Source organism: Herbiconiux sp. 320_LB (genome assembly GCF_059691755.1).
Window position 1 is genome coordinate 1 of sequence record NZ_JCAWAD010000002.1, and the last position, 22,223, is coordinate 22,223.

General features: G+C 72.2%; 20 protein-coding genes. 12 read left to right on the forward strand and 8 right to left on the reverse strand.

The window, feature by feature from the left end:
* Positions 1-298 precede the first annotated feature (298 nt).
* The 4 genes from AC59HU_RS04100 (at position 299) to AC59HU_RS04115 (ending at position 4,844) form a co-directional block, all read left to right on the forward strand.
* Positions 299-943: a TetR family transcriptional regulator gene (locus AC59HU_RS04100; RefSeq protein ID WP_497222078.1), complete on the forward strand. Its 645-nt coding sequence runs from the start codon at positions 299-301 to the stop codon at positions 941-943.
* 32 nt (positions 944-975) lie between these two features.
* Positions 976-1,395, forward strand: a complete 420-nt coding sequence (locus tag AC59HU_RS04105) for a VanZ family protein (protein WP_497222079.1) — start codon at positions 976-978, stop codon at positions 1,393-1,395.
* Positions 1,396-1,439: 44 nt separating this feature from the next.
* Complete coding sequence (locus AC59HU_RS04110; RefSeq protein WP_497222080.1) at positions 1,440-1,979, forward strand: GtrA family protein; 540 nt, start codon at positions 1,440-1,442, stop codon at positions 1,977-1,979.
* A 198-nt stretch (positions 1,980-2,177) separates the two neighbouring features.
* Entirely contained in the window at positions 2,178-4,844 is a 2,667-nt protein-coding gene (locus AC59HU_RS04115) for a CocE/NonD family hydrolase (protein ID WP_497222081.1), read from the forward strand.
* Positions 4,845-4,945: 101 nt separating this feature from the next.
* On the opposite strand, the gene AC59HU_RS04120 is transcribed toward AC59HU_RS04115, so the two are convergent.
* A complete protein-coding gene (locus AC59HU_RS04120; protein ID WP_497222082.1) occupies positions 4,946-5,407 on the reverse strand; it encodes an SRPBCC family protein in 462 nt (153 codons plus the stop codon).
* 134 nt (positions 5,408-5,541) lie between these two features.
* Here AC59HU_RS04120 and AC59HU_RS04125 point away from each other — a divergent pair, with 134 nt between their 5' ends.
* On the forward strand, positions 5,542-5,766 hold the full coding sequence (locus tag AC59HU_RS04125) for a hypothetical protein (RefSeq protein ID WP_497222083.1): 225 nt from the start codon (positions 5,542-5,544) through the stop codon (positions 5,764-5,766).
* A 234-nt stretch (positions 5,767-6,000) separates the two neighbouring features.
* A complete protein-coding gene (locus AC59HU_RS04130; protein ID WP_497222084.1) occupies positions 6,001-6,336 on the forward strand; it encodes a hypothetical protein in 336 nt (111 codons plus the stop codon).
* 153 nt (positions 6,337-6,489) lie between these two features.
* Here the strand turns inward: AC59HU_RS04130 and AC59HU_RS04135 are convergent, their stop codons facing one another.
* Positions 6,490-7,155 (reverse strand): TetR/AcrR family transcriptional regulator, encoded by a 666-nt coding sequence (locus AC59HU_RS04135; RefSeq protein ID WP_497222085.1) that lies wholly within the window; start codon positions 7,153-7,155, stop codon positions 6,490-6,492.
* Positions 7,156-7,317: 162 nt separating this feature from the next.
* Here AC59HU_RS04135 and AC59HU_RS04140 point away from each other — a divergent pair, with 162 nt between their 5' ends.
* The 3 genes from AC59HU_RS04140 to AC59HU_RS04150 all read left to right on the forward strand — a co-directional run bounded on the left by AC59HU_RS04140 (position 7,318) and on the right by AC59HU_RS04150 (position 9,470).
* Entirely contained in the window at positions 7,318-8,787 is a 1,470-nt protein-coding gene (locus AC59HU_RS04140) for an MFS transporter (RefSeq protein WP_497222086.1), read from the forward strand.
* A 165-nt stretch (positions 8,788-8,952) separates the two neighbouring features.
* On the forward strand, positions 8,953-9,183 hold the full coding sequence (locus AC59HU_RS04145; protein WP_497222087.1) for a hypothetical protein: 231 nt from the start codon (positions 8,953-8,955) through the stop codon (positions 9,181-9,183).
* A gap of 98 nt (positions 9,184-9,281) precedes the next feature.
* A complete protein-coding gene (locus AC59HU_RS04150) occupies positions 9,282-9,470 on the forward strand; it encodes a DUF2188 domain-containing protein (protein WP_497222088.1) in 189 nt (62 codons plus the stop codon).
* Positions 9,471-9,572: 102 nt separating this feature from the next.
* Here the strand turns inward: AC59HU_RS04150 and galE are convergent, their stop codons facing one another.
* The 3 genes from galE to galT are packed head-to-tail and all read right to left on the reverse strand — an operon-like array spanning position 9,573 to position 13,119.
* On the reverse strand, positions 9,573-10,538 hold the full coding sequence (gene galE / locus AC59HU_RS04155) for a UDP-glucose 4-epimerase GalE (protein ID WP_497222089.1): 966 nt from the start codon (positions 10,536-10,538) through the stop codon (positions 9,573-9,575).
* Positions 10,535-11,866, reverse strand: coding sequence for a galactokinase (gene galK / locus AC59HU_RS04160; protein WP_497222090.1), 1,332 nt, complete (start codon positions 11,864-11,866; stop codon positions 10,535-10,537). The genes galE and galK overlap by 4 nt, the downstream gene beginning before the upstream one ends.
* Positions 11,863-13,119, reverse strand: coding sequence for a galactose-1-phosphate uridylyltransferase (gene galT / locus AC59HU_RS04165; RefSeq protein ID WP_497222091.1), 1,257 nt, complete (start codon positions 13,117-13,119; stop codon positions 11,863-11,865). The genes galK and galT overlap by 4 nt, the downstream gene beginning before the upstream one ends.
* 71 nt (positions 13,120-13,190) lie before the next feature.
* Between galT and AC59HU_RS04170 the strand changes: the two genes are divergently transcribed.
* The 3 genes from AC59HU_RS04170 to AC59HU_RS04180 all read left to right on the forward strand — a co-directional run bounded on the left by AC59HU_RS04170 (position 13,191) and on the right by AC59HU_RS04180 (position 16,469).
* On the forward strand, positions 13,191-14,087 hold the full coding sequence (locus tag AC59HU_RS04170) for a DeoR/GlpR family DNA-binding transcription regulator (RefSeq protein ID WP_497222092.1): 897 nt from the start codon (positions 13,191-13,193) through the stop codon (positions 14,085-14,087).
* A 17-nt stretch (positions 14,088-14,104) separates the two neighbouring features.
* Positions 14,105-15,118: an aldo/keto reductase gene (locus AC59HU_RS04175; RefSeq protein ID WP_497222093.1), complete on the forward strand. Its 1,014-nt coding sequence runs from the start codon at positions 14,105-14,107 to the stop codon at positions 15,116-15,118.
* Positions 15,119-15,239: 121 nt separating this feature from the next.
* Positions 15,240-16,469, forward strand: coding sequence for a glycosyl hydrolase family 18 protein (locus AC59HU_RS04180; protein WP_497222094.1), 1,230 nt, complete (start codon positions 15,240-15,242; stop codon positions 16,467-16,469).
* A 22-nt stretch (positions 16,470-16,491) separates the two neighbouring features.
* On the opposite strand, the gene AC59HU_RS04185 is transcribed toward AC59HU_RS04180, so the two are convergent.
* Genes AC59HU_RS04185 through AC59HU_RS04195 form a run of 3 tightly spaced genes read right to left on the reverse strand, consistent with a single transcriptional unit; the run spans position 16,492 to position 22,135 of the window.
* Positions 16,492-17,460, reverse strand: a complete 969-nt coding sequence (locus tag AC59HU_RS04185) for an aldo/keto reductase (protein WP_497222095.1) — start codon at positions 17,458-17,460, stop codon at positions 16,492-16,494.
* Positions 17,457-18,779 (reverse strand): cellulase-like family protein, encoded by a 1,323-nt coding sequence (locus AC59HU_RS04190; RefSeq protein ID WP_497222096.1) that lies wholly within the window; start codon positions 18,777-18,779, stop codon positions 17,457-17,459. The genes AC59HU_RS04185 and AC59HU_RS04190 overlap by 4 nt, the downstream gene beginning before the upstream one ends.
* Positions 18,776-22,135, reverse strand: a complete 3,360-nt coding sequence (locus tag AC59HU_RS04195) for a DUF5107 domain-containing protein (RefSeq protein WP_497222097.1) — start codon at positions 22,133-22,135, stop codon at positions 18,776-18,778. Before AC59HU_RS04195 ends, AC59HU_RS04190 begins: the two co-directional genes overlap by 4 nt.
* Positions 22,136-22,223 lie beyond the last annotated feature (88 nt).

Genomic DNA, 22,223 nt, shown 5'->3' on the forward strand with positions numbered 1-22,223 from the left:
TCACGGTCCCGTCCGGGTGCGTCCCGGCCGAGACGCTGGCGCAGATCACCGCGCTCGGCGCCCGCCAGGTCACCCTCCTGGGTGGCACGGGCTCCCTCAGCGAGGCCGTGGAGAACCTCACCCCCTGCACCGCAGGCTGAGACCCGTCCGGCCTAGGCAGGACGGCATGACGAAGGCCCGCTTTCCGGTACCCCACACCGGAGGGCGGGCCTTCCCCGTTCGCGGGGAGGCGCGCCTGGCGGTACTCCTCCTCCGCAGACTCCCAGACGCCGAGAGGCCCCGGCGCTACGCTGACGCCATGTCCACGCGCCAGCAGCAGAAGGCGGAGACCCGCTCCGCCATCCTCCACGCCGCCGCGACCGAGTTCGCGACGCAGGGCTTCGCCGCCGCCACCTTCTCCAGCATCGCGGCGCGGATGGGCCGGCCGAAGTCGGCGCTCAGCTACTACCAGTTCCGGTCGAAGGACGAGATGGCCGCGACGATCGTCGAGGAGCAGTTCACCGTCTGGGAGGGGTTCCACGCCGCCGCCCGGGAGCGCACCCCGGCCGGACTCCCCCGCCTGCTGAGCCTCGTGCTGACCGCCGCCCTCGACACCCGCTCCGGCCCGTACGGCGGCGCGACCGTGCGACTGCTGCTGGAGCGGACACGCCGGGGCATCGACCTGCCGGCCGCGCCCGTCGACTGGGCCGCATTCATCCGTCTCGAGGTCGAGGAGTCGATCGGCTCGGGCCAGCTGCCCGCCTCCTCGTCGGCCGAGGAGGTCGCCGACCTGATCGTCAGCACGAGTTTCGGCGTCTACGAGGCCGACCGCCAGGGCCTCCGCCCCGTCGACCTGGGGATCGAGCTGCCCCGGATGTGGCGGAAGCTGCTGACCGGGCTCGGCGCCCGCGACGCCGACGGACTGATCGACCGCGTCGTCGACCTCCGGACGGAGCCGTCCTGATCGCCCCGGCCCGCCTCCGCCTCCTGGCCACGGTGCTGCTCGGGATCTACGCCGCCGCCGTGCTCGTGATCGTCGCCTGGCCGACGCCCGTGGACGCCGGCAGCCAGGGCGAGTGGCTCAAGCACGTGCTGAAGGCCCTGCACGACCGGCGGCTGCTCGTCTTCCTCGGCTACCCCCAGGTGGAGTTCCTCGCCAACGTCGTGATGTTCGCGCCGCTGGGCCTGCTCGGCGGCATCCTGCTCGGGCGCGGCCGGTGGGGCTGGATCATCCTGGCCGGCTTCGCCGCGTCGAGCCTGATCGAGACCCTGCAGTTCTTCTTCATCGCCGGGCGGTACGGCACGATCGACGACGTCATCGCGAACACGCTCGGCACCCTGGTGGGCGCACTTCTGGCCCGCCGAGTCGTTAACATCTCGAAATCATCACGGAACGGCCTTTCAGCGAGTTCTTAGCCGAGTCGGGCTACGGTGGTGAAGTGCGTTCAGTATTCCGAGTGGTGACAGCGAACCCTTCGCTGATCAGATTCCTGATCATCGGCGGGGCCTCCTTCGTCATCACGATGGCGATCAACTACGGGTTGAAGATCTTCGTGATCCCCGACCAGCCCGTCACGGCTCTCGCCATCGGCACGATCGTCGCGACGATCTTCTCGTACTGGATGAACAAGAAGTGGTCCTTCGACGACCGGGGCGAGCTGCGCACCTGGCACGAGATGCTGCTGTTCGCCGCGGTGAGCCTGATCGGCATCGGCCTCAACTCCGCGCCGCTGTACGTCTCGCGCTACTTCTTCGGCCTCGCGACGCCCCACGTCTCGCTCCTGACCCAGGAGATCGCCGACTTCGCCAGCGGCGCCATCCTCGGCACCCTGATCGCCATGGCCTTCCGCTACTGGGCGATGAACCGCTTCGTCTTCCCCAAGGCCCGGGTCACCACCCCCGCCGCCGCTGCGGCCGTGGCCGCCGCGAAGGGCCTCGCGGCCGTATCGACCGCGACCGCCAGCACGGCCGTCCAGGCCTCCCGCCCCGCCGCGGACTGAGCTCGAACGAGCGGTTGAGACATGGGAGTTGGAGTCTCAACGCTTTTTGGCTAGCCTCACTTCATGCCGTGCACGGCCCCGCCTGTTTCGGGTTCAGGCCGGGCCGTGCACCGCTTCCGGTCAGTTCCTTGTTAAGAGCATGTGAATTGTGAATCAATTCGCTATGAATGCCTGTAGATGAACCGATAGGCATAGGGCATGCCTTCATCGAAGAACAGCACCCAGTCCGATTCCCATCCACGGAGGAGGCGATTCGGTCGCCTCGGCGGAGCGGTCCTCGCGGCCGCCGCACTCTCCCTTTCCCCCGTCTTCGCTCCCGCCGCCTTCGCGGCCCCGGGCGTCGACGAGATCAGCATCGTCGACGGCGAGACCGCCCCGGTCTTCGGCTACGACGACGCGGTGCGCGAGCACGTCTTCATCCCCGTCGCCGGGGTCGACCAGGACGGTGACGGCGTCGACGACGTCACCTCCATCGAGATCATCCGTCCGGCCGCCTCGGAGGCCGGGCTCAAGGTGCCGGCCATCATCGACGCCAGCCCCTATTACACGACCGTGGGGCGCGGCAACGAGTCGCAGCTGATCGAGGACACCGACGGCGACGGCATCAACGACGTCTGGCCGCTGTTCTACGACAACTACTTCGTGCCCCGCGGCTACGCCGTGATCCTCGCCGAGATGGACGGCACGGGCTACTCCACCGGCTGCCCGCTGCAGGGCGGCCCCGGCGACATCGCCAGCATGAAGGTCGTCGTCGACTGGCTGCAGGGCCGGGTCGCCGGCTACGACGGCGCCGGCGCCGCGGTCACCGCGGACTGGCACAACGGCAAGGCCGGCATGATCGGCAAGTCGTACGACGGCACCCTGGCGAACGGCGTCGCCGCGACGGGGGTCGAGGGTCTGACGACCATCGTCCCGATCTCGGCCATCTCGAACTGGTACGGCTACTCGCGCACCGGCGGCATCCGCCACAACACCCACTACCCGGCGAGCCTGTCGAACACCGTCACGAACCCCGACCGGCGGGCGCTGTGCGCCCCGACCCGGGATGCGATGAGCCTGGTCGACGGCGACGCGACCGGTGACATCAACGACTTCTGGGCCGCCCGCGACTACCGCACCGACATCGGCGACGTGAAGGCCTCGGTCTTCGCGGTGCACGGTCTGAACGACGACAACGTGCGGATGAGCCAGCTGGGCGACTACTGGACCGAGCTCGGCGAGCAGAACGTGCCGCGCAAGATCTGGCTGGCCCGTCTCGGCCACGTCGACCCGTTCGACTACAACCGCGCCGAGTGGGTGCAGACGCTGCACCACTGGTTCGACTACTGGCTGCAGGGCGTGCCCAACGGCATCATGGACGAGCCGATGGCCACCGTGGAGACCATGGAGCCGGGCGTCTACGAGGACTACGCCAGCTGGCCCCTCCCCGGAACGGAGGACGTCGAGCTGAAGCTCGCCGCGACCACCGCGGGCGCGGCCGGCACCCTGCAGCTGCAGGACAGCACGGGACTCCCGAGCGTCAGCTTCACCGGTCCGGCGAACTCGCCGAACGAGACCTCGCTGATGACGGCTCCCGAGGGGCAGCAGGCCTCCCGCCTCTCCTTCCTCTCGCAGCCGCTCACGGCTCCGCTGCACCTCTCCGGCAAGGCGATCGTCGACCTCACCGCCTCGCTCAGCCAGGAGCAGTCGAACCTCGGCGCGCTGCTGGTCGACTACGGCACCGCAACGCGTATCCCGCGCAGCCCCGGTGACGGCGTCGTGAACACCGCGGTGCGGTCGTGCTGGGGTGAGCAGAGCGCGAGCGACAACGCCTGCTACCTCGAGGTCGAACGCCGCTCCTCCAGCGTCGAGCAGTGGCGCGTCGCCCGCGGCGCCCTCGACTCGTCGAACCGCGACTCGCTGATCGAGGGCCAGGCCACCCCCGTGGTGCCCGGCCAGCCGTACGCCTTCAGCTGGCCGCTCGAGCCGTACGACCACGTCTTCGAGGCGGGTCACCGGATCGGTCTGGTGCTGACCACGAACCTGTCGGGCTTCGTGGCCGGGTCGCCGAGCGCGACCGTGTCGCTGGACACCACCGTCAGCTCGATCACCCTCCCGGTGGTCGGCGGTACGGCGGCAGCCGTCGCCGCGGGCGGCCTCGGCGTGCCCGACCCCTCGACGGTCGCCTTCGACCTCGGCGGCCACGGCACGGCGATCGCCCCCCAGACGGTGGCCTACGACGCGACCGCGACGGAGCCGACCGAACCGGCCGAGGCCGGCTGGGTGTTCCAGGGCTGGTTCGCCGACGAAGCCCGCACGGTCCCGTTCGACTTCGCCACCCCGATCACCGCGGACACCACGGTGTACGCGCTCTGGTCGACGGTGCCGGATGCGGTGCGGAGCCTTCAGCTGACGGCCAGCGCGCCGAGCGTCGACCAGGGCGGCTCGATCACCCTGACCGCCATCGGCTTCGACGCCGACGGCGAGTCGCTGGGTGACGTGACCCCCGCGGTGACGTTCTCGAGCTCGGTCGCGACCGACGTGATCGAGGGCGCCACCGTGCGCTTCCCGCACGCCAGCCCGCACGTCATCACCGGCACGCTCCGCGACGTGACCGCGAGCGTGACGATCGAGGTCGTGCCGGCCGCCGTGCCGACGCCCACCGCCACCCCGTCGCCGACGGGAACGCCGAGCCCGAGCGCGACCTCCGCGCCGGCCGGCACCGGAACGGGATCAAGCACCGGGGACCTTGCGTCGACCGGTGCCACGGTGATGATCCCGCTGGCGATCGTGGTCGCGTTGCTCGTGCTGGGCGGCGGAGCGGTGCTGATCACGCGTCGTCGTCGCCAGGCGACCGACGCGGGAGCGAGCGGCTCCGAGGAGTGACCCTCCCGGGGCTCTCCGCCTGACGGTCCGGTGGCCGGGTGTCGCGTCGTCCGACGCGGTACCCGGCCATCGGCCGTTCCCGGCTCCGGATGCGCGGGGTGCTAGCCGCGCACGCCCAGCTGGCCGAGGTGCTCGGCGAGCTCGTCCAGGGCGCTGTCCCAGCCGTCGAAGACGTTCCCGTCGCCGCTGACCCCGTCGACCCCGACGATCTCGAAGGTGAGCCGGGTGAGTTCGCCCAGGTCGGCGATCGTGAGGGTGACGAGGGCGGCGTCGTCCGGCGCATCCTCCGGGTCGCCCCAGGTGAAGGCCAATCGGGTGACAGGCTCGACCTCGGTGTAGACCCCGCCGGTCGGGTAGGAGTTGCCGCTGGTCTCGTCGACCATCGTGTAGCGGTAGACCCCGCCAACCCGCTCGTCGATGGTGACGCTGTCCCTCGGGGTGACGAGGCCGCGCGGGTGCAGCCAGGCGGCCGCCTCGTCGGGGTCGGTCCAGGCCGACCAGATCGCCTCGGGGGTGGCGTCGAGTTCACGGGTCAGGGTGAAGCCCTGGGATTCGTCTCGCATCGTGGTGCTCCTTCGGTTCGGGGACGGGGGTCGGTTGTCTGTGGTCGGCGGTCTGCGGCCGGCGGTCTGTGGCCGCCGGTCGGGCCCGGTCGCCAGGGCGTGGAGCGCTCAGGGCGCCGGGTAGACTGGTGTGCATGGGGAAACGGCCGTCGCGCGTGGAGCGCGACCGTCGGATCGCGATCCTCCGCACGGTGGCCAAGGCATTGATGTGCCTGGCCGGAGCCTGTGCCTTCGCGGGGATCGCCGTCGCCCGGATCCCGGGTGTCCCGGCCTGGATCTTCGGTGTCGGGATGCTGTGGGCCGCCGTGATCGCCGGCATACTCTGGGCGATCAGCCACGCCCGCGAGCGGCACCGCTAGCGCCGGCGCGGGTCAGCCGGAGGGGTTCTCGACCGGGGAGCCGTCGGGCTCGGTGCCCGTCTCGGGGTCGACCGTTTCCGGATCGGGGGTCTGGGGGTCGGTCTGGGGCTCTGGCTTGGGGTCGCTCATGGCGGTCTCCGTTTCTGCTGACAGGGGTGTTTTCGTCAGTCAACGCCGATCACCGGCATCCCGCACCCATTGCCGAGAATCCCGGAAAGGAGAACGGTTTTGGTCATGGAACGCATTCATTACGCGAACGACTCACTGCTCACCGGCAGCGCCATCGCGAAGGCCGTCGTCGATTACGCCGAGGCGCTCGCGAAGAACAACACGTCCGGATCGATGGAGATCCCGGTGCGGTACGCCGACGGGTCCCTGGGCCGGGCGAACCTGCTGCTCGGTCCCGCGAGCCAGGTGGTCACCGAGACGGAGGAGTCCGACCTCGAAGACGTCGTCGATGACCAGCTGGTGGCCCGCTTGCGCGCCCGGATCGGCGACCTCGCGCCGGCACGGCCCCAGGTCGAGACCGAAGCCGAACAGGTCGACACGCGGGACTACGACGACCTCTGAGCCAGCGGCGGCCTGACGACGGCGGATGCGGTGGGCGAACGGTGAGGGCGGACGCACCTCCGGATGACGACAGCCCCCGCGACCTCGTCACGGGACGGGGACCACGGGGGCTGCCTGGATTCATCTGAACCATCTCGTCACTGATGATTACTTCTACGACTGTAGGCGCGGTTCCGACCCTTCCCCAGGGGCTTTCCGACCGGCGGATGTGCGAGTAGGGTCCGGGGCGGGACGCGGCAGGCCGAGCAATGTCGCGACGACGTCGGTGAGCGGAGCCGCGAGCCGATCGGTTGTCGCGGAGCTGAGCGGCTCGAGCCCGGATGAGCGCCGGAACAGGGCGACGCCGATCCCGGCCGCCAGCACGAGCTGGGCGCGGAGCTGGGCGTCGTCGCCCGTACCCCCGGCCCTCGCGGCCGCTCCCGCCAGCATCCCGGCGAAATCGTGCAGGGCCTGCCGTCGGATGACGTCGGCGCGCTCGTCGCCCGAGGAGCGGAGCAGCAGGAGCAGCTGGAGCGACTGCTCACCCTCCGCCGCTTCGCTGAGAGTGCGAACGATGGCGTCGATCAGGCCCTGGGGCGTGCCGTCGGACGCGGGCGTGCGCCCGGCGTCCTCCGCGACCCGGGCGAGGCACGCTTCGAACAACCCCTCCTTCGAGGTGAAGTACCGGTTGATCAGGGCCACGTTGACCCCGGCGTCGGCCGCGATGTCGCGCACGGTCGTCTGCACGTAGCCGTCCCGGGCGAACCGCTCGCGTGCGGCGTGCAGCAGGCGGCGCCGGGTGTCCTCGGCGTCGCGGGCGCGAGGCGGGGTCGTCGTCATCGGGGTTCCTCTCTCGCAGACTCCGTGAGCCGGTCGCGACGCGGGGTCCTTCCGAGAGTAGGACACCGCACCGGCGTTGTAAACAACAGTTGACATCACCACGGACGCGAGGGACACTGGTGTAAACCCGCGTTTACACGCCCACTCGACCTCAGGAGAACGATGTCCCTCACGAGCGAGGAGTCCTCGACCGGCTCCATCCCCCTCGCCTCCGGCGAGCGTCGGCCCAATACCGTGCTCGTGGTGCTCTACCTCTCACTCGGCGGCCTCTCGTTCGCCGTGCTGCAGTCGTTGGTGGCGCCCGCACTCGCGACCATCGGGCAGGATCTCGGGGTGGCCACGAGCGATGCCTCCTGGGTGCTGACCGCCTACCTGCTGTCGGCCGCGGTGCTCACCCCCGTGCTCGGCCGGCTCGGCGACATGGTCGGCAAGCGCCGGGTGCTCATCGTCGTGCTCTCGCTTCTCCTCGTCGGAACCGTCCTCGCGGCGATCGCGCCGAACCTCGGAGTGCTGATCGTGGCCAGGGCCCTCCAGGGCGCCGCCGGCGCGATCATGCCCCTGTCGATCGGCGTGGTGCGCGACGAACTCCCCAAGGAGCGCGTCAGCGTCACGATCGGCCTGCTCTCGGCGATCTTCGGCATCGGCGCCGGGGTCGGCATCGTGGCTGCGGGCCCGATCGTCGAGAACCTCTCGTGGCACTGGCTGTTCTGGTTGCCCGCCGTGCTCATCGTGGTCGCCCTGCTGGGCGTGATCTTCGGGATGCCCGAGTCGCCGGTGCGCGCGCCGGGCCGTCTCGACCTCCTCGGCGCCGGGATCCTCGGCGTCTCCGTGGTGTCGATCCTCCTCGCGATCAGCGAGGGCGAGCGCTGGGGCTGGGGATCCTTCGCCACGATCGGTCTCCTCGTCCTCGGCGCCGTGACGGCGGTGGTCTTCGTGCTCGTCGAGCTGCGGGTCGCGGAGCCGCTGATCGACATGCGGTTGATCCGCATCCGGGGCGTCTGGACCGCCCACCTGGTGGCCCTCGTCTTCGGCTTCGCCATGTTCGGCACCTTCGTGCTCGTGCCGACGCTGCTGCAGCTGCCCAGCGCGACCGGTTACGGCTTCGGCGAGACCGTCTCGCAGGCCGGGTTGTTCCTCCTGCCGACCGTCGTGATGATGGTGATCTTCGGGCCGCTCGCCGGCATCCTGGTGCGGAAGGTCGGACCAAAGCCGCCGCTCGTGCTCGGCGGGGTGTTCGCGACCGCGGCCTTCGTGCTCCCGGCGATCGCCCATGGCGAGCTGTGGCAGGTCGTCGTCTCGGGGCTGCTCACGGGAGCCGGGATCGGGCTCGCACTGGCCGCGACCTCCAACGCCATCATCGAGAGCGTGCCGGCCACGCACACCGGCGAGGCGATCAGCGTCAACACGATCGCCCGCACCATCGGCAGCAGTGTCGGCACCGCGGTCATCGCCGCGATCATCTCGTCGCACAGCACGCCGCAGGGGCTGCCGACCGACGAGGCGTTCACGATCGGCTTCTGGGCCTGCGCGGCCGTCGCGGTGCTCGCGGTCATCGCGGCCGCCCTGGCTCCCTCTCTCGCCCGCCGACGTGCGCAGGCCGCTCTGATCGGCCTCGAGGACGCCGGGCGCTGAGCCGGAGCTCCGCCCCGTTCGGGGGCCTATCCCGGCCACCGCGCACGCCATAGCCTGGCGGTGCAGCCGCCGCACGTCCCACCCGCTCGCGTCGGCTCCGCACGCTGGGCCGGAGACATCGCTCGTCTTCCCCCTCCGGTCCGGCGGACCGAGGAGGAGGCTTCCGTGCCCGACAGCGTCACCCGGTACGGCGCGCAGAAGTTCGGCTCCGCGTCGGCCCGCCCGAAGATCGTGAGCGTCTACCGCGGGGCCGGGGGCTGGACCCCGCCGCCGGCGGGCATCCGGCTCACCCGCGGCACGGCCGAGGAGCTGCGCGAGCTCGGGTACACGATGGTGCGGGTGCGCCATCGCTTCCGCACCCACGAGGTGTTCATCCGGCGCTACCTCGACGCCTGAAGCCCCTGCTCTTCGGCCGAGGGCGACGTCTCGACGCCTGTCGCAGGACAGGAGCGGTCGACCGGAGTAGAAAAGACCGCACGAGCAAAGGAGCGACCATGGAACAGGATGACGTGGACACCTACCACCAGGACGGATCCTGGTACAACCGGAACGCGGGCGAATCCCGCGACGTGAGCGGCCCCTTCCGCACCAAGGAGGAGGCGATCGAGGCCGGGCGCCGTTACGGCGGCCGCCGCCGCCCCGAGCACCACGAGCACCACGGGCACAAGCCGGACGAGGAGTAGCCCGCGGACCGGCCGGCGCGCTCCGCCCTGCTGCGCCCGGCCGGGCGCGGTCGGTGCGCCGTCCGTCCCGCCGCGGTCAGTCGGCCGCCCGGGCCGCCGCGGTCAGTCCTGGGCTGCCCGGCTGGCCGCCCAGGCCGACGCCACCATCTCGCGGAGGTCGTGGCGCATCCGCCAGTCGAGGTCGCGGGCCGCGAGCTCGCCCGAGGCCACGATGCGGGCGGGGTCGCCCGGGCGGCGCGGAGCGACCTCCGGCACGAAGGCGATGCCGGTGACCTCGGCCACCGTGTCCATGATCTGCCGCACCGAGACGCCGTCGCCGCTGCCGAGGTTGTAGGCCGGGAGCAGCTCCTCCCCCGCCGCGAGACGCTCGGCCGCCGTGACGTGGGCGAGCGCCAGGTCGGCGACGTGGATGTAGTCGCGCACGCAGGTGCCGTCCGGCGTCGGGTAGTCGTCGCCGTTGATCCGCGGCACCCGGCCGGCGGCCAGCGCGTCGAAGACGAGCGGGAACAGGTTGTGCGGGCTCGAGTCGTACAACCGGGGCGACCCCGAGCCGACGACGTTGAAGTACCGCAGGGCCGTCGCGCGGAGGCCGGCGGCGGTCGCCTGATCACGCAGCAGCCACTCGCCGATCAGCTTGGACTCGCCGTACGGCGACTCCGGCGCTTTGGGGGTCTCCTCGGTCACGAGCGGGGTGTCGGGGGTGCCGTAGACGGCGGCGCTCGAGGAGAAGACCAGGCGGTCGACGCCCGCCGCCTGCATCCGCTCGAGCAGTACCGCGGTGCCCGTGACGTTCTGCTCGTAGGTGTGCAGCGGGCGGGTCACCGAGACCCCGGCGTACTTGTAGCCGGCGACGTGGATGACCCCGGTCACCTCGTGCTCGTCGAGCGTGCGGGCGACCAGCTCGCCGTCGAGGATGCTGCCGCGCACGAAGGGCACCGAGTCCGGCACGAAGCCCGCGTGGCCGCTCGACAGGTCGTCGAGCACGACGGAGTCGAGCCCCGCCTCGCCGAGGGCCTGCACCACGTGGGCCCCGATGTAGCCGGCTCCGCCGGTCACCAACCAGGTCATCGTGCCCCCTCCATCCCCGGCAGGTCGATCCCGGGCGACGCGATCCGCTCGGCCCCCTGCGACGGTGTCACCTCGAACACTACCGGCGCGCGGTAGCCGGCCCGCTCGAAGGCCTCGAGCTGGGCGGCGCGGAGGGCCGGGACGGCGCTGCGGCGGATCAGGGCGATCGAGGAGCCGCCGAAGCCGCCCCCGGTCATCCGAGACCCGACCGCACCGGCGGCCCGCGCGGTCTCGACCGCGAGGTCGAGCTCGGGCACCGAGATCTCGAAGTCGTCGCGCATCGAGGTGTGCGAGGCGTCGAGGATGCCGCCGACGTCACCGGGCCCCTCGTCGCGCAGCCGGGCCACGAGCTCGAGCACCCGGGCGTTCTCGGTCACGATGTGCCGCACCCGGCGGAAGGTCTCGTCGTCCAGCAGCTCCTCGGCGCGGCCGAGGTCGCCGACCTCGACGTCGCGGAGCGACGAGACACCGAGGAGTCGCGCCCCGAGTTCGCAGGAGGCACGGCGGGCCGCGTAGCCCCCCGTGGCGTGGGCGTGCGAGACGCGGGTGTCGGTGACCACGATCGTGAGGTCTTGGTCGTCGAGCCCGAGGGGCACCGCCTCGGTCGCGAGCGAGCGGCAGTCGAGGAGGACCGCGGAGCCGAGCTCGCCGAGCAGCACGGCCGACTGGTCCATGATGCCGGTGGGGGCGCCGACCGCCTCGTTCTCGGCCTGCCGCCCGATGGTGGCCAGCGTGCCGCGGTCGAAGCCGAGGCCCCAGAGCTCGTCGATCGCGAGCGCGACCACCGACTCGATGGCCGCCGAGGAGGACAGGCCGGCGCCGATCGGGATGTCCGACACCAGGTAGAGGTCGAGACCGTGCACGGCCGCGAGGTCGGCGCCGTGCCGGCCGGCCGCCCAGACGACGCCGAGCGGGTAGGCCGACCAGCCGTCGAGGGTGTCGGGCGCGAGGTCGTCGAAGGCGAGCTCGACGACGTCGAGGGATGCCGGGGGCGCGGTCGCGGCGTCGCCGGTGGCGGCGTCGGTGGCGGCGTCGCCGGTGGCGGCGTCGGTGGCGGCGGTGGTGCTGGCGTCCCCGGTCGCGGCGGCACGGGGCGACGCGGCACTGGCGATGCGGATGCGGCGGTCGGTGCGCGGGGCCGCCGCCATCACCGTGTGCCGGTCGATCGCGAAGGGGAGCACGAAGCCGTCGTTGTAGTCGGTGTGCTCGCCGATCAGGTTGACGCGGCCGGGCGCGGCCCACAGCGATTCGGGCGCGCGGCCGTAGAGGGCGGCGAAGCCCTCGGCCGCCTCGCGGGCGAGGGCGCTCACGGCGTCGGTCGCGGTCATGCTCGGGTCTCCTGGGTGGTCGTGGTGGTGGTGCCGATGACGGGGGTGGCGGTCGTGCCGGTTTCGGTCGTGCCGGTTTCGGTCGGGGTGGTGGCGGCCGTGGCTAAGCCGGGGTCTGCATCCGTCGCCGCATCCGCCCGCGCGAGCGCCTCGCGCAGCAGCCCCGCCGAGACCTCCGGCGGCACGTCGCCGATGAAGGCGCCCATGGCCGACTCGGAGCCGGCGAGGAACTTCATCCGATCGGCAGCCCGGCGCGGCGAGGTGATCTGGAGCATGAGCCGGATGTCGTCGCGGTGCACGTGCACGGGGGCCTGGTGCCAGGCGGCGATGTAGGGCGTGGGGGTGTCGTAGAGCGCGTCGAGGCCGCGCAGGAGCCGGCGGTAGATCACCGCGAGCTCGTCGCGCTCCTCGGGGGTGGTGCCCGCGAAGTCGGCGACCTGGCGGTGCGGCAGCAGGTGCACCTCGATCGGCCAGCGCGCCGCGAACGGCACGAAGGCCGTGAAGTGGCGACCGGCGATCAGCACGCGGTCCGACGAGCGCTCGGCGTCGAGGATGTCGGCGAACAGCGTCGGCCCGTAGCGCTCGATCGACGAGATCAGCTTCTCGGTGCGCGGGGTGACGTAGGGGTAGGCGTAGATCTGGCCGTGCGGATGGTGCAGGGTCACGCCGATCGCCTCGCCGCGGTTCTCGAACGGGAAGACCTGCTCGACCCCGGGCAGCGCCGAGAGGGCGGCCGTGCGGTCGGCCCAGGCCTCGATCACGGTGCGCACCCGCCCGACCGGGAGCCCGGCGAGCGATCCCTCGGTGGCCGGGCTGAAGCAGACGACCTCGCAGCGGCCGACCGAGGGAGTGACCCGGCCGAGCCCCACGCGGCGCAGCTCGCCCAGCCGGGCGAGCGGGTCCTGGTCCGGGGCAGCCAGGTCAGGACCGAACGAGGGCGACTTGTTCTCGAACACCGCGACGTCGTAGTCGCTCGGCACCTCGGTGAGGTTGCCCGGGGTCGAGGGCGCCAGCGGGTCGAGGTGCTTCGGCGGCAGCATGACACGGTTCTGACGCGCGGCGGCGATCGAGATCCACTCGCCGGTCAGCGCATCCTGGCGCATCTCGGCGACGGGCGGGCGCGGAGCGGGGGGCCGGGCGTCGGCGGCCCGCTCGGGCGGCAGGAGCGTGTCGGCGTCGTCGTAGTAGAAGAGCTCGCGGCCGTCGGACAGGATGCTCTCCCGACGGACGATCGAGGAGGTGAGAAGGGTCACCCCTCGATTAGTCCACTTTCGGTTTCGAAAGTCAAGTGCGCCAATCGCTTACGGTTCTGTAAGCTGAGGGCATGCCGGAGGAGAACGATCTCGTCACTCGGCGCCGGAAGGCGGTCGAGCTGATCGATGCGGCCGGGTTCGTGCGCGTGGCCGACCTCAGCCGCGACCTCGGTGTCTCGGAGGTGACCGTGCGGTCGGACCTGGCGGCGCTCGAGCGCGAGGGGGCGATCGACCGGGTGCACGGCGGAGCCGTGGTGCGCGGCCCCTCGCCCCGCCGCGAGACGCCGTTCGAGCTGGCCCGCAGCACCTCGGCCGAGGAGAAGCGGCGCATCGGCCGTGCCGGTGCCGCGCTGGTGGGCAGCGGCACCAGCGTGCTGATCGACGTGGGCACGACGACCGCGGCCATCGCCGACGCCCTGCTCGAGCGCGACGACCTGCACGACGTGGTGGTCATCACCAACGGGCTCTCGATCGCGCTGGCCCTCGAACCCGCCATCCCCCGGTTCACCGTCGTGGTCACCGGCGGCACGCTTCGGCCGCTGCAGCACTCGCTCGTCGCGCCGTACGCGGGGATGCTGCTCGCCGGCATCCGCGCCGACCTCGCCTTCATCGGCTGCACGGGGGTCGACGCCGACGCCGGGGTGACCAACCTGAACCTCCCCGAGACCGAGCTGAAGCAGGCCATGCTGGCCGCGAGCGATCGGGCGATCGTGGTCGCCGACCACTCGAAGCTCGGCCGCACCAGCCTCGGCGTGATCGGGCCGCTCGACCGGTTCGACGCCCTGCTGACGGCCGCGCCGGAGGGCGACGAGGAGGGTCACCGGATCGCGCTCGAGCGGCTGCGCGCCGCGGGGCTCGACTGCACCTCGGTGCCGCTGGACGGCCCCACCGTCGGCCCGGGCGCCGCCCCCGCCTCCGCCTCCGGCCTCCGCGGCGCCCCCGCCGCACCCGCTGCGCCCAGGGCCTGAACCGAGAGTGTGAGCCGATGACGATCCCGTTCCTGCCCGACCCCGACCGGTACGAGCGGATGCCCTACCGGCGCGCGGGGCGGAGCGGCCTGCTGCTCGCGGCGCTCTCGCTCGGCCTCTGGCACAACTTCGGCGACGACCGGCCGATCGACGGGCAGCGCGCGATCGTGCGGCGCGCCTTCGACCTGGGCATCACCCACTTCGACCTGGCGAACAACTACGGCCCGCCCGCCGGCGCGGCCGAGGCCAACTTCGGGCGCATCCTCGCCGAGGATCTCGCGGCGCATCGCGACGAGCTCGTCATCTCGTCGAAGGCCGGGTACCTGATGTGGCCGGGGCCGTACGGCGAGTGGGGGTCGCGCAAGCACCTGCTCGCCTCGCTGGATCTGAGCCTCGGCCGGCTCGGGATCGACCACGTGGACGTCTTCTACTCGCACCGCTTCGATCCCGAGACCCCGCTGGAGGAGACGATGGGGGCGCTGGCGACCGCGGTCACCTCGGGGAAGGCGCTCTCGGTCGGCGTCTCGAACTACGGACCGGACGAGACCCGGGCCGCCGCCCGCATCCTGGCCGGTCACGGCATCCCGCTCACGCTGCACCAGCCGCGGTACTCGATGTTCTCCCGCCAGGTCGAGGAGGGGCTCCTGCCGGTGCTCGACGAGGTGGGCGCCGGGAGCGTCGTGTTCTCGCCGCTGGCGCAGGGCCTGCTGACCGACCGCTACCTCGACGGCTCGGTGCCCGAGGACTCCCGGGCCGCGCGCTCGCGGTTCCTCTCGGCCTCGGGGATCGACGACGTCTACCTCGAGCGGGCGCGGGCGCTGGACGCCATCGCGCGCGGTCGCGGCCAGACCCTCGCGCAGCTCGCGTTGACCTGGGTGCTGCGGCATCCGCAGGTCACGAGCGCGCTCGTGGGCGCGTCGAGCGTGGCGCAGCTGGAGCAGAACGTCGAGGCGCTGCGGGCGCCGTCGCTGAGCCCCGATGAGCTCGCGGCGATCGAGCCCTACGCCGTGCACGGCACCGGTCGCCCCTGAGAGCTCGGGGCGTCGCCACGGCGGCGCGGGCGGACCTCGCCCGGGTCATCGTGGGCGGGCCTCGCCCGGGTCCTCGCGGCGGACTTTCCCCAGGTCGGCGCGGTCGGGCATGATGGGGGCCATGGGGATTCGACACGCGGGGGCGTTCTCGGCCTCCGTCGCTCTGCTGTCCGTGCTCGTGCTGGGCTCCGCCGCCGGAACGGCCGCGGCCGGTCCGCTCCCGGCCTCCGCAGTGGGCGCGTCCGCGCCCACCGTGCGCCCGGACGACCGCGTGATCGTCTACTACCAGAAGCAGTTCGCCGACGGCACCGGCGCCTACATCTCCCCGCTGCCCCTCGTCACCGAGAACACCCGGGTCGACGTGGTGAACCTCGCCGCCGTGCACATGAACTCCGACGTGCTGAACCTCAACGACCTGCCGCCGGACAGCCCCGAGTACACCCGGATGTGGAGCGACCTCGCGGCCGTCCAGGCGAGCGGCGTCGCCGTGATAGGGATGATCGGGGGCGCGCAGAACGAGACCTGGACCAACCTCGAGTCCGACTACGACACCCAGTACCCGCGGCTGCGCGCCTTCGTGCAGCAGTACGGCCTGGACGGCATCGACCTCGACGTCGAGACGCCGACCGACCTCGACGTGGCGATCGCCGTCATCCGTGACCTGACGACGGATTTCGGCGACGACTTCCTGATCACCCTGTCTCCGGTGACCGCCGGCATCCTCGGCGAACCCAACCTCTCGGGCTTCGACTACGACGAGCTCTACGCCGCGGAGGGCGACCGGATCGACTGGTTCAACACGCAGTTCTACTGCGGCTGGGGCGACCCGACGGCCGAGAACTACGACGCGCTCGCCTCGTACCAGGCCACGACGGGCGCGGGCATCCCGGCGTCGAAGATCGTGATGGCGGTGCTCACCAACCCCGCGAACTGCGACGACGGCTGGGTGCCGTTGGACGAGCTGACCGCGACGCTGCAGGAGGTGCGCGCAGCGCATCCCGACTTCGGCGGCGTGGCCGGGTGGGAGTACTTCAACTCGCTGCCCGGCGGCCCGGAGGCGCCCTGGCGCTGGGCCTCGGTAATGAGGGCGACGCTCGACGCGCCGCTCCCGACGCCCACCCCCACCGTCTCCCCCGACCCCGGGCCCACGGGCACGCCCGCACCGGCGACCCCGGCCGCCTCGGGTGGCGCGGGCGCCGACCCCGCCCTGGCGGCGACGGGCGCCGAGCCGCTCCCGATGCTGCCGGTCGTCGCGGTGATGCTGCTCGGGGGATCCGCACTCGTCCTGACCCGCATCCGACGGCGGCGAGCGCGCGGAACGGCGCAGTGCGCTGAGCGGCACACGCGCTGAATGGCGGCGCGGCAGCCGATCCCTACCAGGCGTAGGCCTCGGGAGCCTGACCTCCGGGGCCCGGCCAGATCGCGTCGAGCGCGCTGAGCTGAGCCTCGTCGAGCGAGATCTCGAGCGCGGCGAGCGCTCCGGTCAGCTGCGCGGTCGTGCGCGGCCCGACGATCGGCGCCGTCACCACCGGCTGGTGCAGCAACCAGGCCAGGCCGAGCTCGGCGGGGTCGAGCCCGCTGCGGTCGGCGTAGGCCTCGTACTCCTCGATGCGGGAGCGGCGGGCGCCCAGGCCGTCGAGGTCCTTCGACCGCGACCGGTCGGTCTTGCGGAGCACCCCGGCCAGCTGTCCGCCGGCCAGCGGCGACCACGGCAGAAGCCCGAGACCGTAGTGCTCGGCGGCCGGGATCACCTCGAGCTCCACCGTGCGCTCGGCGAGGCTGTAGACCGACTGCTCGGTCACCAGCCCGAGCTGCCGGTGGGCGCGAGCGTGCTCGGAGTACTGCGCGAGGTTCCAGCCCGCGAAGTTCGACGAGCCGAGGTAGATGATCTTGCCCTGGTCGCGCAGCACGGTGAACGCGTCGAGGATCTCGTCCAGCGGCACCGACCGTTCGATGTGGTGCATCTGGAACAGGTCGATCCGGTCGGTGCCGAGGCGACGGAGCGAGGCGTCGACGGCCGACCGGATGTGCACGGCCGAGAGCCCCCGGTCGTTGCGCCCGTCGCCCATCGGCCCCTGGGCCTTCGTGGCGAGCACCAGCGAATCGCGGAGCCCGCGCAGCCGCAGCCAGTCGCCGAGCAGCTCCTCCGACTGCCCGGGCCGGTCGCCCCAGGGCGCTCCGCCGTAGACGTCGGCCGTGTCGACGAAGGTGATGCCGTTCTCCACCGCCAGGTCGAGGATCTCGAACGATGCGTCGCGGCCGATCACCGGACCGAAGTTCATGGTGCCGAGGGCGATGCGGCTGACCTCCGCACCGGAGGCCCCGAGTCGGGTGTACTTCATGGTCGTGTTCCTCCGGTCGTGATGATCTCTGCGGTGAGCTCCTGCTGCCAGGCGACGCTCCCCCAGAGCGGATGATGGGGTGCCGCGTTCGAGCAGAGCACGACCCCCCAGACCCCGTGGGCCAGGGCGGTGCGGATGCCGTGGACGGCGAGCGCCCGGCCGACCGGGCCCTCCTCGAAGTCGCCCTCGAGCGGGGTGTAGCCGATCCAGCCCTCGCCGATCACCGCGGGAACGCCCTTCCACGCGGCCCACTCGGCGATCGCGACGACCCGCGACTCGATCTCGCGCATCATCACCTCGTGATACCGCCCGTAGTGCTGCAGCAGCCAGGTGTCCCACGCGTCCGTGTCGATCCAGTCGTAGCCGTAGATCATCTGCTGCGTCACGACCGTGGCCCGCGACTTCCACCCGACCGGTCGGCCGTACTCCTCGACACCCGGGGCGTCCGGCCTCAGCAGCCCCGTCAGCATCGGGTTCGGAAAGCCCTCGCTGCCCTCGGACCGGATGTCGATCAGCGCCTGCAGCGCGTCGAGCACGCCGTAGCTGTAGACGTGGAACTGCGCCGCCCCGAGCCCGTCGGCGACCCGGTGCATCGCGAGGTGGGGCGGCTTGCCGTAGCTCGCGGTCACGAGCAGATCGGGATGCTCCTCCCGCAACCACGCGACGGCCTCGGTTCCGCCCTGCTCGAGCGGTGGGAGGAGCGAGAAGTCGACCTCGTTGTGCAGTTCGACGAGGGCGATCGTCCGGCGGTGACCCAGGTCGGTGAGACGACGGATGAGGCGATCCCAGGCCGCGCCGAGCGCCGAGTACCGGTGCTCGGGCGCCACGGCGTCGATGGACTCGAACCACGCCGACGACCTCGCGAAGGCGGTCGACTGCTGGTACTCCCAGCTGGAGAGGATGAGCACGAGCCCGTGCCGCTCGGCCGCTTCGAACAGCTCGACGAGTCGGGTCTCCACGTCGATCCGGTAGCCGCCGGGCACGTCGTACCACCGGGTGCGTCGCCCGAAGGTGCCGCCGTCGGGCGCGCGGCCGAGCCCCTCGATCTCGAGGTCGCGGCCGAGCGGGCCGTCGAGCAGCAGCGGTGCGGCGCAGATCCGGATGGCGTTGTAGCCGCGCTCGGCGGCCTCGGCGCACGCGCGATCGAGGTCGTCGAAGGGCCCGCCCGGCTCGGCCCGGGTGTACCAGGAGAAGTCCCAGAGCGTGATCGCCAGCCGCGCCGGCAGGTGGCCCGGCACCGGACCGGTCGGCGCGGGCCCGGTCAGAGCAACCCCGGCCGGAGCAGCCCCGGCCGGAGCGGACCGATCCCCCTCGGTCACGCCCGCGCCACGGAGCCCGCGAGCACCCGCCCCTGCAGGGCGCACTCCCGGAGCCTCCGCGCGAGGTCGAGGCGGGCCCCCTCGGTCTCGGTGTCGAACAGCAGCAGCTCGGGGAGGGAGGTGGCGAAGTAGTCGACGGCGTCCTTCTGCCGCTCCACCGCATCCGCCCGCTCGTCGAGCGCCACCCAGACGCGCTCGGCCTCGGCACTCTCACCCAGGCGCAGGTGCGCGACGCCGACCCAGTAGTCGGCGAGCTCGGCGGGTCGGGGCGCCACCGCGAGGGCACCCGCGCCCGAACGAGCCCGCTGCCAGGCCTCGACCGCGCGATCGACGGCTCCGGCCCGGTCGTGGGCATCGCCCAGCACCACGAACCGCTCGGCCATGCTCCCGGCGGGATGCCGCCCCTCACCGAGGTTGGCCGGCACCGCGATGCCGGCCTCGAGGAGGGCCGCCGCCTCGGCCGCGGCCCCGGAGTCGATCAGGCGGCGGGCGACCTCGATCGATGCCGAGTCGAACACGGCGATCACCTGGCCCTCGCCCCCTTCGAAGGGTTGGAACGCGCGGCTCCGGAGGATTCGCAGCGCCTCCTCGGCCCGCCCGGCGGCCACGAGGAGTTCGAGGTAGTGCACGGTCAGGTCGTCCCGCGCGAGCACGACCGGCCCGCACGCTTCCAGGGCCTCGAGCCGCTCGCGGTCGCCGACCCCGCGCACCCGCGCGAGCACGTCGCGCTCGAACGCCAGCCGGGCATCCCCCGGGCTCAGCTCGAGCGCCCGGGCGAGGTACTCGTCGGCGGTGTCGGCGTCGCCCCCGGTGTTCACCGTGGCGATGGCCGCGTTGCGCCAGGCCACCGGATCGGAGCTGCCGTTCGCCAGCGCCTGACGCAGCCGTGCGAGCGCGTCGGCGGTGCGCCCGGCGTCCAGCAGCCAGGCGCCGAGGAGCGCGGGCGCGACGGCGTCGCCCGCATCCGCCTCGATCGCCGCCACGAGGGCGTCGTGCTCGTCGAGGCCGAAGGGGAAGGCGTAGCGCGGATCGGCGGCACGGGCGGCCGAGCGCTCCTCGGCCGCGGCCACCGGGTCGCCGAGCTGCTCCCACCACGTCGCCCGCAGATAGTGCGCGATCGGCACGGGGTTGCCGAAGGCCTTGTTCTGCGACGAGACCGTGCCGCGCGCTGCGACGACGGATGCCGAGACGGCGAGCGCGTCGCGCCACTGACCGCGGCGGGCCAGATCGACCGCGACCGTGAGCAGGGTCTTCGGATCGGCGAAGTCCACCGCTCCACCGGACCGCAGGGCCGCGAGGGAGGCCGAGATGGCGTCGAGCGGATCGGTCGCGAGCCGCCCGGTCAGCTCCGCGTCCGCGTCGGCGGTGCGGCCGAGCGCGCGGAGGGCGAGAACCCGGAGGTGCGAGGCGTCCGGGTTCCGTTCGTCGTGGAGTGCCGCGGCCTCCGCGTGGGCGAGGGCGTCGGCGGCGCGCCCGTCGCGGAGCGCGAGCCGCGCCTGGGCCAGCTCGGCGGGCAGCGCCCACGCCGCATCCCAGGCCGCCTTGCCGAAGTGGGCGGCGGCCTCGTCGCGCTCGCCCAGGCGCTCGAGCACCAGTCCGAGCCGATAGCTCGCCTCGCCGCTGGCCGGGTTGAGGTTGCGGCGGTGCAGCCGCTGCAGCGCCCGTTCGAAGTGCGCCCGCGCCGAGGCGTAGTCGGCGCGGAGGTAGTCGATCGCGCCGAGCGCGACCGAGGCCCGCGAGTCGGAGGGGTCGCGCCGCAGCACCTCGTCGAAGTAGGGCAGCGGCGACCGGGTGGGGTGACGGTACTGCTGCAGGTGCACGCCGGTGAGGTAGAGCTCGTCGATGCTCGTGATCTCGTCGGGCCGGGGCGGCTCGGTCGCCACCCAGGGCTCAGGCGCATCGAAGGTTTCGGGGGTCCGGGTGACGGAGATGAGCTCTGCCCCGTGCCGCAGCACGCGCAGGGTCAGCGATCCGTCGACCCCGGCCACCGGCACGGTCGCCACGAACGGGTCACCGGGCTCGAGGGCAGCCGGCCACTCGGCGAGGGCCTGTTCCGACCCGTCGGCGCGGGCGAGCCCCAGCACGACGAGCGCGTCGTCGATGCGCGCCGCGCTCGAGACGCCGATCCGCACGGCCGCGGGCTCGCCGTCGGAGGCCCCCGTCTCGGAGACGTCGAGGCGCACCGCGAGCTCTCTGCTCGCCTGATGGGCCGGGCCGATCCCCTGGATGGGGTACCAGTACTGGCTGAAGGAGCGCGTCTCACCGGGGGCGAGGTAGCTGAAGTCCGGCTGGTTGTCGGTGTAGACCCCCGCCATCAGCTCGACGTAGGGCCCGTCGGTGTCGGTGAGCTGGGCATCCCAGGCCCGGCCGATCGGGCCGTCGCCCCAGGTCCACTGCTTCTTGCCGGGCGAGATCGAGTGGTCGGCCCAGTGCACGAAGCCCGCACCCCGCTGATGGTCGTAGCCGCCGAAGAAGCTGTCCCGGGTGTCGGTGATCATGTACGAGGTGGGCACCGGGATGTTGCCGTAGAAGTCGAGCCGGTCGGCATCCGGATGCTCCGCATCCGCCAGCGCCGGATAGTCGACCCCGTAGTACGGCCGGTCGGCACGGGGGAAGGCGGTGATCGCGCGGCGGGCGTGGTCGGCGACGTACCGCACGTCGGTCGGGAAGAACGACTGGTAGTCGTCGTGCGACCGGGCGGCGACGTTGGCCCACCAGAGGAAGGTCTGCGGCAGGTCGGTGCGGTTGTGCAGTCGGGCGGCGACCTCGATCACCGAGCTGTCGCCGCGCAACCGCACGCCGTGGTCGCCCCGCATCCGCTGCAGCGGGTCGAGGTCGCTGTGCCAGACGGTGACGTCGCCGTCGTCGGCGCGCTCGATGCTCGTCTCGACCGGCAGGAAGGTGGCGGGGCGGTGGTGCTGCGGCCAGTTGAACTCGACGCCGCCGGAGATCCACGGGCCGGCGAGGCCGACCAGCGCGGGCTTGATCACGTTGTTGCGGTAGAAGAAGTCGTAGTCGCGGGTCTTGTCGTAGCCGATGTGGATGCGGCCGCCGATCTCGGGCAGCAGCATCAGCCGCACCCAGCGGTTCTCGAGATGGATCGCCTGCCACGAGCGGGCGACCTTCTCCTGCGCGATGCGGTCGACGAACGGGATCGGGTACACCTTGCCGCTCGAGCCCTGGTAGACCCGGCGGTCCAGGAAAAGCGGGTAGCGGTCGGGCTCACCCGGTTCGTAGCTGTCGATCTCGACGGGCTGGCTCCAGCAGGCGACCCCTCCGGCATCGAGGATGGCCTGCTGGTCGGGCGGTGCATCGGGCAAGCTGATGCGACTCTGGGCGTCGTCGTCGTTCGTCACAGCGTCGAGGTTAGGGACGACCTGCCACCCCGGGCCATAGCGGGTCTGCCGGTATGCCTGGACAAATCGCTGATCACCTCGACCTAGA

What these genes read in the sequence shown, in the direction of transcription:
- AC59HU_RS04115 (WP_497222081.1), top strand. Translation starts at nt 2,178, where the DNA reads ATGCCTTCATCGAAGAACAGCACCCAGTCCGATTCCCATCCACGGAGG.
- AC59HU_RS04185 (WP_497222095.1), bottom strand. Translation starts at nt 17,460, where the DNA reads ATGAAGTACACCCGACTCGGGGCCTCCGGTGCGGAGGTCAGCCGCATC.
- AC59HU_RS04140 (WP_497222086.1), top strand. Translation starts at nt 7,318, where the DNA reads ATGTCCCTCACGAGCGAGGAGTCCTCGACCGGCTCCATCCCCCTCGCC.
- AC59HU_RS04100 (WP_497222078.1), top strand. Translation starts at nt 299, where the DNA reads ATGTCCACGCGCCAGCAGCAGAAGGCGGAGACCCGCTCCGCCATCCTC.
- AC59HU_RS04180 (WP_497222094.1), top strand. Translation starts at nt 15,240, where the DNA reads ATGGGGATTCGACACGCGGGGGCGTTCTCGGCCTCCGTCGCTCTGCTG.
- galE (WP_497222089.1), bottom strand. Translation starts at nt 10,538, where the DNA reads ATGACCTGGTTGGTGACCGGCGGAGCCGGCTACATCGGGGCCCACGTG.
- galK (WP_497222090.1), bottom strand. Translation starts at nt 11,866, where the DNA reads ATGACCGCGACCGACGCCGTGAGCGCCCTCGCCCGCGAGGCGGCCGAG.
- AC59HU_RS04170 (WP_497222092.1), top strand. Translation starts at nt 13,191, where the DNA reads ATGCCGGAGGAGAACGATCTCGTCACTCGGCGCCGGAAGGCGGTCGAG.
- AC59HU_RS04125 (WP_497222083.1), top strand. Translation starts at nt 5,542, where the DNA reads ATGGGGAAACGGCCGTCGCGCGTGGAGCGCGACCGTCGGATCGCGATC.
- AC59HU_RS04135 (WP_497222085.1), bottom strand. Translation starts at nt 7,155, where the DNA reads ATGACGACGACCCCGCCTCGCGCCCGCGACGCCGAGGACACCCGGCGC.
- AC59HU_RS04150 (WP_497222088.1), top strand. Translation starts at nt 9,282, where the DNA reads ATGGAACAGGATGACGTGGACACCTACCACCAGGACGGATCCTGGTAC.
- AC59HU_RS04175 (WP_497222093.1), top strand. Translation starts at nt 14,105, where the DNA reads ATGACGATCCCGTTCCTGCCCGACCCCGACCGGTACGAGCGGATGCCC.
- AC59HU_RS04130 (WP_497222084.1), top strand. Translation starts at nt 6,001, where the DNA reads ATGGAACGCATTCATTACGCGAACGACTCACTGCTCACCGGCAGCGCC.
- AC59HU_RS04120 (WP_497222082.1), bottom strand. Translation starts at nt 5,407, where the DNA reads ATGCGAGACGAATCCCAGGGCTTCACCCTGACCCGTGAACTCGACGCC.